This is a genomic window from Sporosarcina quadrami, assembly GCF_014836615.1.
GTDB classification, from domain to species: Bacteria; Bacillota; Bacilli; order Bacillales_A; family Planococcaceae; genus Sporosarcina; species Sporosarcina quadrami.
The window spans coordinates 88,159-104,989 of sequence record NZ_JACSQN010000006.1 but is presented as its reverse complement, the minus strand read 5'-3'; the positions used below and the strand labels follow the sequence as shown (position 1 = coordinate 104,989).

The window sequence follows — 16,831 nt, the reverse complement described above, 5'->3', positions numbered from 1 at the left end:
GTATACTCTTTTCACTTCAAAAAAGTAAGGAACAAAATAAAACAGTGGGGGTTGAGATGTATATGAAGCTGAAGGAGTATCGTTTAGATGAAGATGCGCTAGCACTAATCCCGGAGTATAGGGACGGAAGACAGTTTACAAAAGTGCTCTGCAGGAATGGCACGGTGTTAGTAGAAGGAACGCCGGAAAACATCTTGAACGCGACGCTACTGTACTATGGCACGAGCTTGAGGGGAGCAAGGGATGGGACCAAATCTATACTTGGCGACATTAAAAGAATACCGATCCTGATGAATGAGACACTTGGACTGTATTGGTTTCCAATCACTTCTCCGGCAAAGCCCGGTTGTATATGGCTAGCCTTAAACAATATCATCAGCTACGAGGAAATCGATGAAACCCATACGAAGGTGTGGATGAACGGGGGGAGTTTTATCATTGTCCCTATTAGCAAGAGTTTGCTTGCAAGTAGGATTCAACGCGCATACAATCTTCGTTTTGAGATAGAAGGACGTACAACTAGAGCAAGGGAACAAGTACGTGAACAGAGTATAAAATACGAAGTGAGTAAACAGGGCGGACAGCTGAATTATACTTTCCGTCAAGTAGAAGCGATGGAAAACATGGTCTATTAAGCTGATATTTCGGGTGTAATACGGTTCGTTTGAATGAATAGATTGAAGAGACGCCACTATGATTCATCAAGTGGTGTCTCTTTTTTTTTGTGTGTTGGCAGGAGTGGAAATCGACATGAACGTTGTCAGAGAAGGGTTTTGGAGAGTTTTTTTATGATGCGAATCGCGAAGAGGTAGTGGTTTGCGACGCTGCAGTGAGAAGTGTGTATGGATAGTGACAGCTGAATGTAGTGCCTAACAAAATACATGGGTTCAAGTTCTATTGTGCGACCAAACATGCAGGATGCATGAGCTATTCAATTATTACGACTAGCGCAAATACTTAAAACAGTAATTGGTTTTGTTTTCACAACGACCTTATGATGAAGCCACCTAGGAATAGTTGAATCGTGCACGATTGGAAAGGTCAAACATGTGTTGAATTTCGAAGATGTGTTGGCACAATATGAACCGATGATTTCCGCTACGATCCGCCAATTGAACATCTACCGTGAACATGAACAGTATAGACAAACGGGTCGGGTGGCACTGTGGCAGGCGTGGCAAAAGTTTGATAAGGAGAAGGGGAATTTCACACCATACGCCTACCGGTCCATTCGTGGCGCGATGATGGATGAGATGAAGAAGGAAAATCGATTTGAGCAACGCTTCATGCCGGCGGAAAATGACATGCTGACGTTATGGATGGAAGAGGACGTATCGGAAGATGAGGGGTGGGTTGATCGTCTAAGCCAGGTTGTTGATCAGCTGAGTGAGGAGGAGAAGCAGTTGCTGAACTGGTTGTACCTGGAGAGGTTGCCGCAAGCGGAGTGTGCTCAGAAGATCGGTATTTCTGTAGCAGGTGTGAAGAAGAGGAGGCAACGATTGTTGGAGAAGTTGCGTGGGATGGTGGGGGAGGGGGTGTGTATAGAGGTGTAGAGTTTGATGAAAAGCAGAACTTCGGGAATAGTCCGAGGCTCTGCTTTTTGATTTTTTAATTGATGGATCTGCGCTTGTTTGAAGCGCGAAGACGCGGTCGCAAGATAAAAATTGATTTCTTGGAACAATCGATGGATGATTGAATGCAGTTCATTCACTAAAACTGGTGCATGGCACTTTATTCTAAAAAACTGGCACATGCTGATTTGCAGCTTGTGCCAGTTCTATCATTTACCTTCGATGGTTACATTATTCTTTTTCGTATCTGGATTGTCCAGTCTGAAGCCTACAAAGGATTCATCTACACGAGTCAATAAGCTGCCATTGTTAGTTTTCACGCCGGAAAAATGCGTATCGAAAATCATTCTGTCGATAATTTCGCCATCCGTATTTATTTCTCTGTCCCGTTGTTCCCAGACATACGGAGCAGGGAGGTAGTTTTGAGGATGAGTTCCTTTAAAGCCTGCTTTCTCTTTAAAGCTTCCGGAACTTTCCAAGTTAACGATATAATTCTGTTCAAGTGTTTTCGCCCATTGGTCTTTGTCCATCTCGGAGAAGATGTTTTCTGATGTGAAGAACAAGGCTTCGACGTAGCTGCTAAATGTATTAGCGTCACTATATCCTTCTAAATAATAGAATGCATCAGGTATGATCAGTTTCATGTTGGCGGTGTTTTGTCCAAGATCGTCTATTTCTATATCGAGAGTATAGTTTGCTGCATTGACAGCAGTTTCTCCTTCAACAGTATAATAAATGTCTTCAGTCATCGGTTTCACGTTTTCCAAATACTGCTCATATGTTGCCCGGACATCACTTCCATAATAATCCTTGTAGGCTTCATATTTGTAGTCTATTTCCTCGGTAAAGGATTCCATGCTGAAAAGCTTTTCTTCCTGCCTTGCTTTTTCGTAATCATTGTACAGTTGAATAGTTGTTTTTTCGGCGAGTTTTATCAATTCATCATCGGACATCTCCAAAATATCTTCTAGTACAATGCCGCTAGAACCCTTATCGGAACATCCTTACCCGAACGGATAATCCGAATATCTACTTTGTCATATTCGGTTAACTTACGATCAAATGTAATTGCCCAGCTTTTATTCAAAGGAACGTTTTGAATGAAAGGAAATGATTGGGTGTCGGACAGGACATAACTTCTATTGAGATTGTTCGATTCATATTTTCTTATATTACTATTTCGTTATAATCCGAGAGGTTAATAATTCCTTCACCATACTGTGAATCCCATCCTCCTAAGCCCAAATCGCTCGTGTGCTTTTTTAATAATGCTTCAACGTTGTGTGTGCCAGTCACTCACACAACTTAAACATTTGTCTGACGACTAATTTTTCGAGAACTTAAGTGAATGGAAGAGATGAAGACCTTAGATCAAGCAATGATTGAGGCCTTCTTTTTTCGTGAGTCACTCAAACAACTCACACGAGTCAGATCGTAAGCTCATAGCAAAGCAAAGATAGGCTTTTCATTTGTCTATTGCTCATAAGTAAAATTGGAAGTATGATACATATAGAATGGTAATATAGTATCTATAAATTATTTTTGAGTAGATAAAAACACCTTTGATTATACAAACTTATAACCTATGAAGGAGAGATTATTTGTGATAAAGAAGTTATTTATCTCGGCAATCACCGCAACATTCCTAGTCCCTGCCATAATAACGCCTGTGCAAGCTGTAGACAGCAAACAAACTTTTAAAGATGTGAAGTCGACGGATCATTTCTATAGTTCAATAGAAGAAATGGTAAGAAGGGGGGCTGTCTCCGGTTATCCTGACGGCACCTTCCGACCTGGAGAGACGATTAGCCGGAAGCACGTCGCGTCCCTTTTAGGCCGCGTTATCCCGCTTGAGCAGAAAAAGAGTGCAAAGTCATTTAAGGATGTATCGAAAACGCATCCATACTACGAAGCGATCCGCAGCATCCAACAAGCGGGAATCATGGATGGAGATTCGTCTGGCAACTTCAATCCTGATGCGCCAGTGACACGCGTTCAGCTTGCTAAGTTGCTTGAATTGGCTTTCGGACTTGAAGTGAAATCGGAAATCAGCTTCTCGGATGTCCCCGCCTCACATTGGGGAACCCGTCACGTCCAAGCGCTGTATTCAAACGGAATCACAAAGGGGGATGGGGGAAGATTTAACCCGGGGCATCCCGTTACACGTGCCCAATATGCGGTTTTTCTACAAAGGCTCCTGGACCTGGACAGAGATAGTACGCTTTCACCACCTACTATAACGCCTATACCTAAACCGCCCGCTGTCAAGCCTGTGCCGGAACTACCACCTGTCGATCCGGACCAGCTGGGTGTCATTCTACCCAATCCCAAATATGTGAAAGTTCCCGCTGGTAGGACAGATGCAATTGAGAAAGAGTATCTGAGGAAATACAAAACGGGAAATGTCTGGTCTGTGGATATGCTGTGGAAGGCTGATTATCTGGAAAAGATGTTGCATGATCGGGTTGCCTTATTGAACAGTGAAGGTATTGCCATTACGTATGATGCATTTGTAGAAGCTTTGAATGACGTGATAAAAAATGGCTCGCTCTATGTCCATCCGAGCAATAAATTGACCATGTACTACAGCTATAAATCGAAGACAATCCATATGTACAATACCGCTGACATCTATTTTGAATCGGAAGACTCCACAGACGGACTCCCTCATGCGCATACGATTAAAACACCTGCAGACTGGGAAGAAGATGTTATAAAGGAGCACGAGCGAACGATTACGAACACGGTGTTTAAAAAGGCGGCATCCCAGAAAAATAAATCAATCTTGAAATCTGGCTACCGGTTAGTAGATAGCCATAACGTCTCTTTGAAAGAGACAATCACGTCAAAAGTCGAATTTTTGAATCTGAATGGGGCTGGCATCACATATGATGAGTTCGTTAGTCAGCTACATAAGATTACAAGCGAAGGTTCATTATACGTGCATAAAAACCATGTCTTTGCTATGTATTATGATTTTGAAAAAGAGATGCTCCGTATTAGCCAATGGAGTGGAAATGCCGACAATTAGGATTATGCATCAGTGTGTGCCAGTCACTCGCACAACTTCAAATAAGGAGAGTCAACATGAAAAAGGTATTTAAGAAGGTAGTTATTGCTATTATTCTAGTCGCTAGTTTGTCTGTATCGGGATTGTCACAAGTATCGGCGAAGGACACAGCTGCTAGTTTCAAAGATATTAAAAAATCCTATGTCTATTATGATGTTATTCAAGATTTGACAGGGCAAGGATTGATTAACGGGTATGTTGACGGAACTTTTAGACCCGGAGATGACATCTCGATTAAACATGTAGGGGCACTGGTGGTGCGTGCGTTGGATGCAAGAGGGATTCAGTTGCCGGTCGTGTATGATTACGAACTTCCTTTTGACAGCATTTCAAAGCAGGACAAGGAATATGCCAACATGATCAGGCTGCAAAAAGCAGGCATTCCGAGTTTTAATGCAGCGAGGGACTTGAATGAAAAGGCGTCACGTATGGATATCGCAGAAATCTTATCGATGGCATTTAATCTAAAAAGTAAAGCGGACTATCTTCCATATGACGTCGGTCCCGAAGCCTTCTTTGCCGATCACGTGAAAGCATTATATACGAACGGGATTACGACTACAGACGAGACTGGAAACTTCAATCCGTATGACAAATTGACTAGGGCACATTTTGCCGTTTTTCTTCACCGGACGTTGAATATGGACGAGAACTTCAAGCCGGTACCCGTGACGAAACCGAAATTCAAAAGCATTCCAAAAGAAGCAAAAGTCATATTAGAAACGCCTCACGAGAAAGTATATAAATACAATAAAAAGATTGCAGGCGGGGGAAGTATTCAAAAAGTAATCGTCAATAAAGATTACAAATACGTCACGTTTAACGGAATTGACTCTATAGGACAAGAAGTTATATTCCAATATATTGAAGAACAGAACAGCATTTCTTCCTATTTCATACAGGCTAAATTTACCGTCGACGGATATGAAGATATAGCTGAATTAACGGACATTTTCTTGAGGAATAATGGACTGAAGTGAGCGGATGCAGTGAGCGGGTGCCAGTCACTCATTCAATTTAGACACTGTTCTGAAAATTAATCTTGCAAGACCTTAAATGAATGGAAGAGAGGAAGTTCTTTGATCGAGCAATCGATTGGAGGACTTCTTTTTTTCCTTGTGCCTCATAAGCAACGGTAGTACGCCAAGTTTTATTGAATGGCCGCCAGGCGTGTGGGAATAGAATAACAGTAGTGCCAGTCACTCACACAATTCAATTGTGTGAGTGACTGGCACCCGATCAATTGCACCCGATCAATTGCACCCGATCAATTGCACCCGATCAATTGCACCCGATCAATTCCACTCTATAGGCAACTCCTCAATGACTTCTTTGGTGACGAGAAGGAATTGTTCTGTGGCGGCAGTTTTTATGCTGTTTTTCAATGTGACTAGATTCAGTTTTGCTTCAATAGATGGATTGATAAGTTTGGCGAGTGGCGGCATTGTAAAGAATTTTATGTTTTTGAAGAGGGCGGGAGCGAATGCGATTCCAAGGTTTTGATGGACCATGTTCAGCATTGGAAAAGTCTCGGTTCCCCAATAGATGACGTTTGGTGAGAAGCCGGCTGCGTCACACCCTTCCAATATGAAATCTGAAATGCCGTAGCCAAGTGTTGTGTGGGGCATTAGAAAGTTTTCGCCTTCTAGTTCTTTTAATTCCACGGTAGCTTTATTGGCTAGTGGATGTTCAGGTGGTAACGCCACATATAAAGGCTCGCTCAATAGTGCTGTCGTATGGAAGTCCTTTTTATCGAAAATATTTCGGACGAGCCCGATATCCATTTTGTGCAGACGCAATTGTTCTAGTATAAAGGCTGTATTTCCTTCCAAAACGCGTATTGTAATGTGTATGTCACGCTCTTTCAGCCGTTTGACGACTTCTGGAATGATTGTAATGTTGGCGATTGTTGAGCAACCGATTGTAATGATGCCATGACGACCGGCATCATATTCGGTTAGCTCTTTTTTTATTTCCAGTGAAGACATTATCAGTTCTTTACCCCGCTTGTATAGCAGTTGTCCGGTTTCTGTCAATGCAAGTCGTTTACCGCTTCTATTGAACAACTGTACTCCTAGCTCTTCTTCTAACTTCCGAATCGCGATGCTTAAAGGGGGTTGCGTCATATTTAACGCAATCGCGGCTTTGGACAGAGAGCCAGATTCGACAACTTTAATAAAGTACCTTATTCTTTCCAAATCCATTTGACATCGCTCCTTATATACAAAAGATATACTTTTATGATTTATTATATATTTTACATGTAATCGTTTGCAATATAAAATTCTAATAAGGCTAAATATTTCACCTTGGCACAACTAACTAATAGGGGGTAATTGTATGAAAGTATTAACAAGTCTAAAAGTATTGGCTGTCGGTGTATTGGTTATGGGGATGGCAGCCTGCTCAAAATCGGGTTCAGAGGCGGAATCGGCGGATAGTTATCCGTCACGTGCGATATCATTGACAATTCCGTATGCTGCAGGTGGAAGTGCGGATCTTCAGGCACGTATTATCAGTGACTTTGTCGATAAGGACCTTGGGGAAACGGTAAATGTCATCTCAAAACCGGGCGGTGCCGGTTCGACTGGAATGACAGCAGTGAAGTCTGCGAAACCGGATGGGTACAACATTATTCTCACAGCTGTCGGACCTTCAACACTTACACCGAATGCCAACAATGTCGGGTATGACGTAACAACGGATTTCAAACAGGTCTCGCAAATTTCAGAAGCACCTTACGGAATTGTTGTAAATTCGGGTTCAGGTATTAGCACGTTGGAAGAATTACTCGATATGGCACGTGAGAAAAAAGTGACGTATGGCACAACAGGTGCAGGGCTTCACCAACATGTCGTGACGGCTGCATTTGTTAAGAGTCAAGGTGATCTCGATATGGAACACATACCATTTGAAGGTGGTGCCGAGGCAGTCACAGCGTTACTTGGTAATCATATTAATGCATCTGTCAATACGATTTCTGAAGTGATTCCACATGCGGGTAATGGGCTTACCATTTTGGCTGTAACATCTGACGAGCGACTTGAGGAATTGCCAGATATACCTACATTTAAAGAATTGGGTTATGAATTGATTGGGAAGGGTGCATGGTTTGGAATTATGGCACCTAAAGATACACCGGATGAAATTGTCTCTAAATTGGATGACAGTATAAAGAAAGCACTTGAAGATCCTGCGGTTATCGAACAGTTCAAGAAAGCTGGCATTCCAATTGCCTACTTGAACGCAGAAGAATTCACACAAAAAGTGATAGATGAAAATGAAAAAAATAAAGAAGTGGTTACATCGCTGAACAACTGATGAGGAGGGTGTGTCGATGAGGAAAGAGATAGTAGACATTTCGGCTGGTGGAATACTGTTACTGCTCTCTATAGCAGGGTTTACGATGGCTAGCCAATTAGGGAACGGACAATCTTACGGTCCAGACTTCTTTCCGAAATTAGTGTTGCTCCTCTTGGCGTTCACGTCAATTTTACTAGTAGGTAGTGCATTGATCGGGTTGAAACGGAAATCTGACTCAGAGCCAATCCAAATTGACATGCAGACAGTTGGTAAAATCCTTCTATTCATCGTCCTGCTAGTTGCGTATATTTTACTGTTTTTCGTTACAGGTTTCATTGTTTCCACGTTCTTGTTCTTACTAGCGGCTCAGTGGATTTTCGGTATTAGAAAACTCGTATTACTCGGTGCTGTATCTGTTGCAGTACCAATTGCGCTCTATTTTGTATTTACATTAGCCTTTAAAATACCATTACCTTAATTGAACAGAATTGGAAAGGAGGAAGACCAATGTCTAACGAATTTTTAGCCGGTTTATTGTTCGCTTTAGCGCCGGCAGCGATTCTTGCAAATCTGCTCGGCGTCGGGCTCGGTATCGTTTTTGGAGCTCTGCCAGGACTTACGGCGACGATGGGGGTAGCACTTGTGATTCCTCTTACGTTCGGCTTGGATCCGGTCGTTGGATTTAGTGCGCTCCTTGGCGTTTACGTTGGGGCTGTCTACGCTGGATCGATTACCGCAATCCTTGTAGGTACTCCGGGAACGGCTGCTGCCGCTGCGACATTATTGGAAGGTCCTGCTTTGACAAAGATGGGGCAAGCGAAAAAGGCTTTGACGATGACGACGATAGCTTCAACGATTGGTGGGCTGTTCAGCTGTGTAGCCCTCATCTTCATCGCTCCGCAACTCGCAAAAGTAGCCTTGTCATTTGGACCTCCAGAATACTTTGCACTTGCCTTGTTCGGTATTTCAATTGTTGCCGGTGTCTCCGGTAATTCACTTCTAAAGGGTGTTATTGCCGGGTTAATCGGTCTTTTCATCGCTGTGATCGGCATGGATCCGATAACGGGCACGAATCGTTACACATTCGGCAATGCGAATTTACTGAACGGCATTAACGTCGTCCCGGCACTTGTCGGTTTGTTTGCGATATCCGAAGTGTTAACCCGTTTAGAAGGAAAGACGGACGAGCTAAGAAGTAAAATTGGCAACTCATCGATTGGCTTAAAAGCATCTGAACTGAAGCGTAACTGGTTCAATTTGCTGCGTTCTTCTGTCATCGGCACGTTTGTCGGAATTATTCCGGCGACCGGATCCGGTGTGGCATCATTCGTTGCTTACAATGAATTAAAACGTGCATCAAAAGACAAATCCAAATTCGGAAAAGGGAATATCGACGGTATCGCAGCAACCGAATCCGCTAACAACGCAGTCACAGGTGGTGCGCTCGTCCCGCTTCTGACGCTAGGCATTCCTGGAGACGTGATCACGGCAGTTATGCTTGGTGCTTTGATGATTCAAGGATTGACGCCAGGACCAATGCTTTTCACGACAAATGGAGATGTCGTATATGGAATTTTCATGGCATTAATTGTAGCGAATATATTTATGCTTGTGCTAGGTCTTGGTGCATCAAAGATCTTCCCGAAAATACTTAAAATACCTGAACAGATTCTCATGCCTGCAATTGTCGTCTTATGTGTACTCGGTTCCTATTCTATTGCGAATTCAACATTTGATGTGTTAGTCATGTTAGCGTTCGGTTTGCTAGGATACGGTTTGTTGAAAGTTGGTATTCCATTAGCGCCAATGCTCTTGTCGTTAATTTTGGCACCTATCATTGAAACGAACTTCCGACGTTCCATGCTTTTATCACAAAATGATTTCTCCATATTCGTGACTCGCCCGGTCAGTGTTGTGATTCTTGCTGTGACAATTACGATATTCGCCGTAATTCTTGTGAATGAATGGAAAAAAAGAAAAGCGCATGTGTAAGGAGGAAATGATAAATGCAAATTCAAGAGGATTTGAAGAGTTTTTTAGAGCAACGTCAGGAGTCTGCCATTAACTTTCTTAAAGAATTGGTAAATACCGATAGTTCAGCTGGAGAAAAGCATTCAGTGGATGAAGTGGGGGAGTTGATTCGGCAAAGGTTGTCAGTAGAAAGTGTTGATTATGAAGTTAGGCAATCTGACGACTATGGAGATACGATTATTGCTCGGATTGCTGGCAAGCGTCCAGGGAAGATATTGTTGATGGGTCATATGGATACCGCCTTTCCTTTAGGTACTGTAAAGGAGCGGCCATTCAGTCAAGATGGAAATTTGTTGCGAGGACCTGGTGTATCGGATATGAAGTCGGGTTTAGTGACGATGATGGAAGCTGTAATTGCACTGAAGGAACTGGCGAGCGATACCATTTGTGACATCGAGTTATTGTTTACACCGGATGAAGAAATCGGATCGCCTCACTCAAGGGAACTCATTCAAGAGCTTGCGGCTGATGCACTTGCCGTCTTCAACCTTGAACCAGGACGTCCGGATGGTTCGATCGTGACTGCAAGAAAAGGATCAGCCCATCATAAGATTACCGTGGAAGGGAAGGCCGCCCATTCGGGAGCATTCATTGAAAATGGCATTAGCGCTAACGATGAGCTGGCGTTAAAAATGATTGAGATTAAGAAATTGATGGACATAGAAAAAGGGATTACAATCAACTTCGGCAAAATTGAAGGTGGCATCGGCAATAACGTAGTTTCCCCGTCTGCAACTGCGACAATCCATCTTGCATTTTGGACGTTGGAACATTATGAGCAAACAGTGAAGGCGATACAGAAAGTCGTCGACCATTCGTTTGTCCCCGGTTCAAAAAGTACGCTTTCCGGCAAAATTGGTATGTTACCAATGGAGAAGACTGCGGGAGTGGGATTATTGTTTAGTGCGGTAAGAGAAGCTGGTGAAATGATTGGCTATGAAGTGACAGAGCAACGGACGAAAGGGGCGGCGGATGCAGGATTTACTGCGTCTCTTGGCATTCCGACAATCTGTGGAATGGGGCCGGTCGGTGGAAATTGGCATGGAGTCGATGAATATATGGAACTCGACACGTTCTGCCCGAGGACGCTATTGTTAGCAACTTCCATTTTGCAGTATTTACAACAAGACTGAAAGGGAGACACTGTGCACATCGCACAGTGTCTTCTATAGAAAGGAGGCATCCTGTTGGCACTTGGTCTCATCCTTCATTCGATAGGGATTATTACAGTAATGATTGCGATCGGCGTTGGTTTAGCTAAAACATTTCATTTTAACGCGGATACAAGAGAGGTCTTTATTAGCTTGATTGTCAATGTGGGGATGCCATGTATCATCCTTTCAGCTATTTTTCAGATTGAGATTGACGAAAGTGTCATTCGGAAAATCTTTCTCGTGTTCCTTTTTTCCATTGTCTTTAATGTGCTTGGAATCGGGATCGGATACTTGTTCGCTGTTGTATTCCATAAGAAGGTGAACCGTGCGAAGGAACTTGCCATCTTGTCCGGACTTGGCAATACAGGTTTTATCGGCATACCGCTTTGTGCAGTATTGCTTGGTCCGGAAGGGGCTTTGTATGCAGCGATATTCGATGCAGGCGTCGATTTTACAATATGGACAGTTGGCGCATTGCTCCTGCAAAAGAATCCGCGCATCGGCTTCGGAATGGTGCGGACGATGATCAATCCGCCGTTGATTGCGATCGTTGTGGGCATGATAATGGTGCTGGTCGGGTATCATCCACCGTTTTTCATGCGGGATCTATTCGATCGTCTGGCAGCCATCGCGGCTCCGCTTGCCATGTTTTACATCGGAATCATGACGATAAGTCTCATCCAATCGAGTTCTGCAAGTTTCCGCAATTCACGTTCAACGATATGGCTTCCTGTAACCGTTAAATTAGTCCTTATGCCGGTTTTCGCAGTATTGATTGGCAAGGCTCTATCGCTTGACGAGATTCTGCTCCAAACATTCCTTATCCAAGCTGCCATGCCGACGCTTACTCTCTCATCCATTCTCTTTGCGAAATTCTCTGCGGATGAGGAAATCGGAATTGTCACAACGATCATTTCCACCATCGCAGCGCTATTTACCATCCCGGTCATGGTAACACTGTTGAATTTGTATTTGTTGAGGTAGTTGTGTGCGTGCTGTGTGCGTGCCAGTCACTCACACAATTCTCACACAAATACTCCTTAAAACATCAAAATAAAATTTTAAGCCTCTTTTGGCGGTTTTAAGTTAATTATGAATACATATTGCTCACTAAAGCTTCGTTATCGGAGTGTTAGGTTAGTTTCTTTAATTGAGACAAATCAATGCTCCTATTATGATGAAGAAAACGAAAGAAGTGAGTCGGATCGTAATAGCAGTGAGAAGTATGGGTGGGAAGGAATAGAGGGACATTTGGTTTTCGTTAAAGCGAATGAGATGCAGGAGCGAATTTCAGATGGGTAGAAAAAGGAGACTATGGGATCCGAGATATTTTGACCATGTCGTTATGCGGGGGAATAATCGTCAAGACATTTTCAAGACGGAAGCGGATGTTCGTGAATACATCCGTGTGCTCCACTATGTATATATGAAGTATCCTTTTCAACTCATTGCTTATTACATCATGACAAACCATTATCATCTATTGATCAAGTCACCTGAAGTGCCTTTAGGTAAAGTGATGGGTCTCATTAACCGTCGCTATACGGATTATTATAAGAAGAAATACAATTACTCGGGATACTTATATGATCGGCGTTACTTTGCAGCACAAGTGAATAAACCTGAGGCGTTATTAAAAGTAAGTCGCTACATCCATCGGAATCCAATCGAAACGGTCGTGCCAATGGTCACTAGAATGGAAGACTATTCCGCTAGCTCGTTTCAGTTTTACAAAGGCGATAAACCTTCCCCTTATGAATTCCTCAATCTATCGATTCTGCCCTCCATCCTAACTTCGTCTTATATGAACAATGAAAGGAAGTACTGCCATTATTGCGAGGAGGAAGTAGACGAGTCTCGAGACATTTCTATAACTGACTATGTAGAGAAGGAGGATTACATTACACAATAGATAAACATGAAGAAACAGAAAACCCGTTTGACGAATGACTTAGTCAAACGGGTTTTCTGAATAGTTTCCGAATTGAGTGGGTGACTGGCACCCACTCAAATCACCTATACTTTAAAAGAATCGCTTTAGCCCGTGAATCCACCCCAATCTTACTATAAATGGAAGTGAGATAGACTCGTACGGTTCCTTCCGACAAATAAAGCTGTTTTGCAATTTCACGATTGGTGATGCCGTCTGCTAACAGATCGTACACTTCTTTTTCTCTAGGTGTGAGCAGGGGATGTGCCTGCGGTTCGATGATCTGAAAGTGGTCTAAATAATGAGTCGGGATGGAGGACCTTAAGCTTTCGTCATTGTTGTGTATTTGCCGAACTTTATTCAACAAAGGGTAAATCTCTTTTTCATCTAAAAAAGTACGGATGTAGTAGTGAGGAGCGGCTGCTTTTAGTGCTTCTTGCAGAGTAGACAGCGCTGTCGCTGTGTCGCCGAGCCTTTTGTGGCAAACGGCTTCTAAAACAGTTGCTTCTATAATTGTGGCGATCTGCATTTCTTGCAAGGCTTTCGTTTTCGTTTGGATGAGAATGGCAAGTGCGCTTTCAGCTTGCTGTTTTGCAAGCAGTAGTCGTGCATGGACGAGCATCCAAAACGGTTGGTTCGATTTTACCGCGTCTAGTCCCTTTTCAGCGCTGATGATATCACCATTTGCAATATGGCAGGCAGCTTGCATAATGGAAAGTGACGCTAGCCAATGCTTTTCTGTGACTACGGTTTTTGCTTGTGTCAATAATGCAAGCGCGGAAGTGGTCTTGTTTTCAATTAAATACATCTTTGCTTGCAACAAATACATAGGAATGAATAGACCAGGATCTTGCATTTCATGTCCTCGTTGCATCGCAATATCCAATTCCGCTTTCGCATAGTCCAGTAAATTTCGCTCATATAAGGATTCAGCAGATGCGCCGTAGGAATAGGCGCCAATCCCTCTCGTTTCGTAAAATGGTTGGCGGAATATCTCTGCGATTGCGAGGCCATCCTCCCAAGGCGGTAATTTTCCTTTTGAGGAAATGCTAGTCCTTAATAATTTATACTCAAAAATATTGAAGTGCATATGGACGTTATCCCATCGTGAAGGGATTATCTTTTTGTTGAGCTGTTTTTCCACAATAGCTTTTGCAATTTGCAAGTCTCCTCCTGCTGAGACGATTGCCATCGCTTTCGCATGTTCGTAAAGGAGTATTATTGCTGCATGCTCCTCTTTTTCCATCCACTGATCGGTTATTTGTCGCGTTTCGAGTTCTTGCATAAGTGAATTTGCGGTTTCGATATCTAATGAGGACATGGAAGCAATAAGGCCGATTACAAGAAATTCATAGGAGACCGTATAGTGATGACTGCGCAAATGTTGTAACCATCTCAGGAAAGTTGCGGTTCGTCCTGATGTAATGAACGAAACAAGGTGTTTGTTAATCCAAGACTCTGCTAAGTCGTAAAGCTCATATTGCAATGAAAGGTCAATTGCTGCAGTGAAATCTCCACGTTCATACAGAACAATAACTGTTTCTTGTATGAAACCCTTCACTTCATCTGCCGTCAGTCGTCTTCTCAACTCAGCTCGCAGTGCTTCTGCAAACAGATGGTGGTACCGGAATACGGGATTGTTGGATTGAAGCCGGACGATGAAATATCCTTTTTCTTCTAACTGCTCAAGCAATTGATAGCTATCTGTGCGGTTCGTAAGGTGATTACAAATGGAAGGTTCTAATTCATTGATTAATGATGTACGTAAGAGGAATTCTTGTGTAGAAGAAGGAAGCGGAACCATAATTTCCTGTACTAGAAAATTGAAAATGGCGGAACGTGATGCTGTTTCCCATTCCATCGGGTATTCATGATGTGGTGTTAGACTTGCCAACTGAAGTCCCGCAATCCATCCTTCTGTTTTATCTGAAATAAAGTTCAACTGAGCTTGATTCGGCAAGGGTAAATTCTTTAATGTATAAAACTGTTGTACTTCCTGAGGTGTAAATCGTAGGTGAGAGGTGTTCAGTTCATGTACCCATTGCTTCGCGCGCCAGTTAGCTATCGGCAAGTCAATCTCAGTACGGGTGGAAATATATACATGCACATACTCCGGTGACTGTTCGATTAATTTCGTCATCATTTGATGAATGACTGCATTTTCAATAAGGTGATAATCGTCCAGCACAATATGCAGCGGCTTATTCGTCAAACTAATTTCATGAATAAATGACTCAATGAGAAAATCATTTGTTGCGCTATCTGAAGCATGTAAAAGAGGAGCTAACGCTTCATCAATATCCAATTGGCATGCGTTCGCTACAGCATGTATAACGTATCGCCAAAAGCGGGACGAATCATTATCGGATGAATCTATGGACAAATAAGCAATCTGCTCGTGTTGCACGTGTTGCAACCAATGGCTAATGAGCGTCGTTTTCCCGTAGCCCGCAGGAGCCCTAAGTACAGTCAGCTTCTTATGGCTTTTCTCCATGAATTTGCTTAGCAAACTCGTCCTTGTAACGCTATCCGGAAGGGGTTGCGGCACTTTTGTTTTTGCGGACAGAATAATTGTCGTCATTTTTTCCCTCCTTTAATGGTGGTACTCATTAAACTACTTACAAATAACTTACTATAATTACCGATTATTTCTAATTTTACACTTGCTACTCTTCCATGTCTACAGTAGAAATGACAAAAGAGAGCCTCATTTGGGCTCTCTTTTAACGTATGAATAAAGGCGTAGAGTCATTCATTCAAACAAGCAGGTCAATACGATATTTCACTAATCCCGTTTCATTCGCATACAAAGCTGCATGTGTACGATCACCTAGACTAAGTTTTGCTAAGATTTGGCTTACGTGTTTCTTCACCGTATGCTCCGTAATGAACAAATTATGCGCAATTTGCTTATTCGAAAAGCCCATCCCTAACTTTCCTAATACCTCTTTCTCTTTTACAGTCAATTGGTCCAACGGTCGGTTATCTACAAACGGCTCCCGCTGTGATTGGATGAGCAAGTCGATCATATCGGGATCATAATATTTCCTTCCACGCTCAATCACGTGCAGTGCATATATGAACTCTTCAGGAACGGCCTGTAAAGAAATGAAACCATCTACTCCGATTGCCCTCGCTTGATCGAACAGGAATAAATCTTGCGAGACGGTCAAGATTGCAAATTTACAAGCGCTATTTAACAGTTTCGCTTCAGTAATTACTTCCAATCCACTTTCGCAGCCCAACTTGAAATCGACAATGAACAGATCAGGACTTTCCTGCTGAATGAACTGCAAAGATTCCCGTTTGTTTCGTGCTTCTCCAACAACTTCAAATGCGCCTGATGATGACAAAGTGAAAATCAACCCTTTTCGTATAAGCGGTTGATCATTTGCCAATACAATTTTCATCAATCAAAAGCCCCCCTCGCCCAAAATTCGAAACAGTATAAATGTCGCGTTCAAATGAGGTCGGTTGCACCACTGACTCCATATACCCAAGGTGCCCACATAAAGGATATATTTCATAGTCCCCAGTCTATTGTGTAATTCAAAATTGATAACAATTGTGTTATTAATTTCATTATATTGCGACTTTTGAATAGTGAATACTGAGGAATGTTAATGTTGGTGCTCATAAGTGGAATTGCATGAGTGACTGGCACGCACCCAATTCCACTAAAGTCTACCGATCACTACACTAAAGACACTTAAAGATTCCACCTTCGAGGGAAGTTGTCCCGATTCTATCGTTCTATACTATTGGTAGGACA

14 protein-coding genes and 1 riboswitch are annotated in these 16,831 nt (G+C 42.7%); of the genes, 10 read left to right on the top strand and 4 right to left on the bottom strand.

The window, feature by feature from the left end:
* The first annotated feature begins 62 nt into the window (after positions 1-62).
* Positions 63-635 (top strand): competence protein ComK, encoded by a 573-nt coding sequence (locus H9649_RS08265; RefSeq protein WP_191694268.1) that lies wholly within the window; start codon positions 63-65, stop codon positions 633-635.
* A gap of 414 nt (positions 636-1,049) precedes the next feature.
* Positions 1,050-1,553: a sigma-70 family RNA polymerase sigma factor gene (locus H9649_RS08260; RefSeq protein WP_191694267.1), complete on the top strand. Its 504-nt coding sequence runs from the start codon at positions 1,050-1,052 to the stop codon at positions 1,551-1,553.
* Positions 1,554-1,780: 227 nt separating this feature from the next.
* Here H9649_RS08260 and H9649_RS08255 read toward each other — a convergent pair whose 3' ends face one another.
* Positions 1,781-2,524, bottom strand: a complete 744-nt coding sequence (locus tag H9649_RS08255; RefSeq protein ID WP_191694266.1) for a hypothetical protein — start codon at positions 2,522-2,524, stop codon at positions 1,781-1,783.
* A gap of 650 nt (positions 2,525-3,174) precedes the next feature.
* Between H9649_RS08255 and H9649_RS08250 the strand changes: the two genes are divergently transcribed.
* Positions 3,175-4,602 carry an S-layer homology domain-containing protein gene (locus tag H9649_RS08250; RefSeq protein WP_191694265.1) on the top strand — a complete coding sequence of 476 codons (1,428 nt, stop codon included), beginning with the start codon at positions 3,175-3,177 and terminating at the stop codon, positions 4,600-4,602.
* Positions 4,603-4,658: 56 nt separating this feature from the next.
* Positions 4,659-5,621, top strand: a complete 963-nt coding sequence (locus tag H9649_RS08245) for an S-layer homology domain-containing protein (RefSeq protein WP_191694264.1) — start codon at positions 4,659-4,661, stop codon at positions 5,619-5,621.
* Between the two features lie 315 nt (positions 5,622-5,936).
* Here the strand turns inward: H9649_RS08245 and H9649_RS08240 are convergent, their stop codons facing one another.
* Positions 5,937-6,845: a LysR family transcriptional regulator gene (locus tag H9649_RS08240; protein ID WP_191694263.1), complete on the bottom strand. Its 909-nt coding sequence runs from the start codon at positions 6,843-6,845 to the stop codon at positions 5,937-5,939.
* Between the two features lie 136 nt (positions 6,846-6,981).
* Here H9649_RS08240 and H9649_RS08235 point away from each other — a divergent pair, with 136 nt between their 5' ends.
* The 6 genes from H9649_RS08235 to H9649_RS08210 all read left to right on the top strand — a co-directional run bounded on the left by H9649_RS08235 (position 6,982) and on the right by H9649_RS08210 (position 13,041).
* Positions 6,982-7,962 carry a tripartite tricarboxylate transporter substrate binding protein gene (locus tag H9649_RS08235; protein WP_191694262.1) on the top strand — a complete coding sequence of 327 codons (981 nt, stop codon included), beginning with the start codon at positions 6,982-6,984 and terminating at the stop codon, positions 7,960-7,962.
* Between the two features lie 16 nt (positions 7,963-7,978).
* The gene (locus H9649_RS08230) at positions 7,979-8,422 is read left to right on the top strand and encodes a tripartite tricarboxylate transporter TctB family protein (protein WP_191694261.1); all 444 of its coding nucleotides are present in this window, start codon (positions 7,979-7,981) and stop codon (positions 8,420-8,422) included.
* 29 nt (positions 8,423-8,451) lie between these two features.
* Entirely contained in the window at positions 8,452-9,936 is a 1,485-nt protein-coding gene (locus tag H9649_RS08225; protein ID WP_191694260.1) for a tripartite tricarboxylate transporter permease, read from the top strand.
* Between the two features lie 14 nt (positions 9,937-9,950).
* Positions 9,951-11,108, top strand: a complete 1,158-nt coding sequence (locus H9649_RS08220) for a M20 family metallopeptidase (RefSeq protein WP_191694259.1) — start codon at positions 9,951-9,953, stop codon at positions 11,106-11,108.
* Positions 11,109-11,162: 54 nt separating this feature from the next.
* Positions 11,163-12,113, top strand: coding sequence for an AEC family transporter (locus H9649_RS08215; RefSeq protein ID WP_191694258.1), 951 nt, complete (start codon positions 11,163-11,165; stop codon positions 12,111-12,113).
* A gap of 310 nt (positions 12,114-12,423) precedes the next feature.
* Positions 12,424-13,041 (top strand): transposase, encoded by a 618-nt coding sequence (locus H9649_RS08210; protein ID WP_191694257.1) that lies wholly within the window; start codon positions 12,424-12,426, stop codon positions 13,039-13,041.
* Positions 13,042-13,141: 100 nt separating this feature from the next.
* On the opposite strand, the gene H9649_RS08205 is transcribed toward H9649_RS08210, so the two are convergent.
* Together H9649_RS08205 and H9649_RS08200 are read right to left on the bottom strand one after the other, a co-directional pair.
* Entirely contained in the window at positions 13,142-15,640 is a 2,499-nt protein-coding gene (locus H9649_RS08205; RefSeq protein WP_191694256.1) for a LuxR C-terminal-related transcriptional regulator, read from the bottom strand.
* Between the two features lie 175 nt (positions 15,641-15,815).
* The gene (locus tag H9649_RS08200; protein WP_191694382.1) at positions 15,816-16,469 is read right to left on the bottom strand and encodes a LuxR C-terminal-related transcriptional regulator; all 654 of its coding nucleotides are present in this window, start codon (positions 16,467-16,469) and stop codon (positions 15,816-15,818) included.
* Positions 16,470-16,520: 51 nt separating this feature from the next.
* A riboswitch (cyclic di-GMP riboswitch) is annotated at positions 16,521-16,602 on the bottom strand.
* Positions 16,603-16,831 lie beyond the last annotated feature (229 nt).

Coding starts and splice junctions, on each gene's coding strand:
- H9649_RS08265 (WP_191694268.1), top strand. CDS start 63: ATGAAGCTGAAGGAGTATCGTTTAGATGAAGATGCGCTAGCACTAATC.
- H9649_RS08255 (WP_191694266.1), bottom strand. CDS start 2,524: ATGTCCGATGATGAATTGATAAAACTCGCCGAAAAAACAACTATTCAA.
- H9649_RS08245 (WP_191694264.1), top strand. CDS start 4,659: ATGAAAAAGGTATTTAAGAAGGTAGTTATTGCTATTATTCTAGTCGCT.
- H9649_RS08240 (WP_191694263.1), bottom strand. CDS start 6,845: ATGGATTTGGAAAGAATAAGGTACTTTATTAAAGTTGTCGAATCTGGC.
- H9649_RS08235 (WP_191694262.1), top strand. CDS start 6,982: ATGAAAGTATTAACAAGTCTAAAAGTATTGGCTGTCGGTGTATTGGTT.
- H9649_RS08230 (WP_191694261.1), top strand. CDS start 7,979: ATGAGGAAAGAGATAGTAGACATTTCGGCTGGTGGAATACTGTTACTG.
- H9649_RS08225 (WP_191694260.1), top strand. CDS start 8,452: ATGTCTAACGAATTTTTAGCCGGTTTATTGTTCGCTTTAGCGCCGGCA.
- H9649_RS08220 (WP_191694259.1), top strand. CDS start 9,951: ATGCAAATTCAAGAGGATTTGAAGAGTTTTTTAGAGCAACGTCAGGAG.
- H9649_RS08210 (WP_191694257.1), top strand. CDS start 12,424: ATGGGTAGAAAAAGGAGACTATGGGATCCGAGATATTTTGACCATGTC.
- H9649_RS08205 (WP_191694256.1), bottom strand. CDS start 15,640: ATGACGACAATTATTCTGTCCGCAAAAACAAAAGTGCCGCAACCCCTT.
- H9649_RS08200 (WP_191694382.1), bottom strand. CDS start 16,469: ATGAAAATTGTATTGGCAAATGATCAACCGCTTATACGAAAAGGGTTG.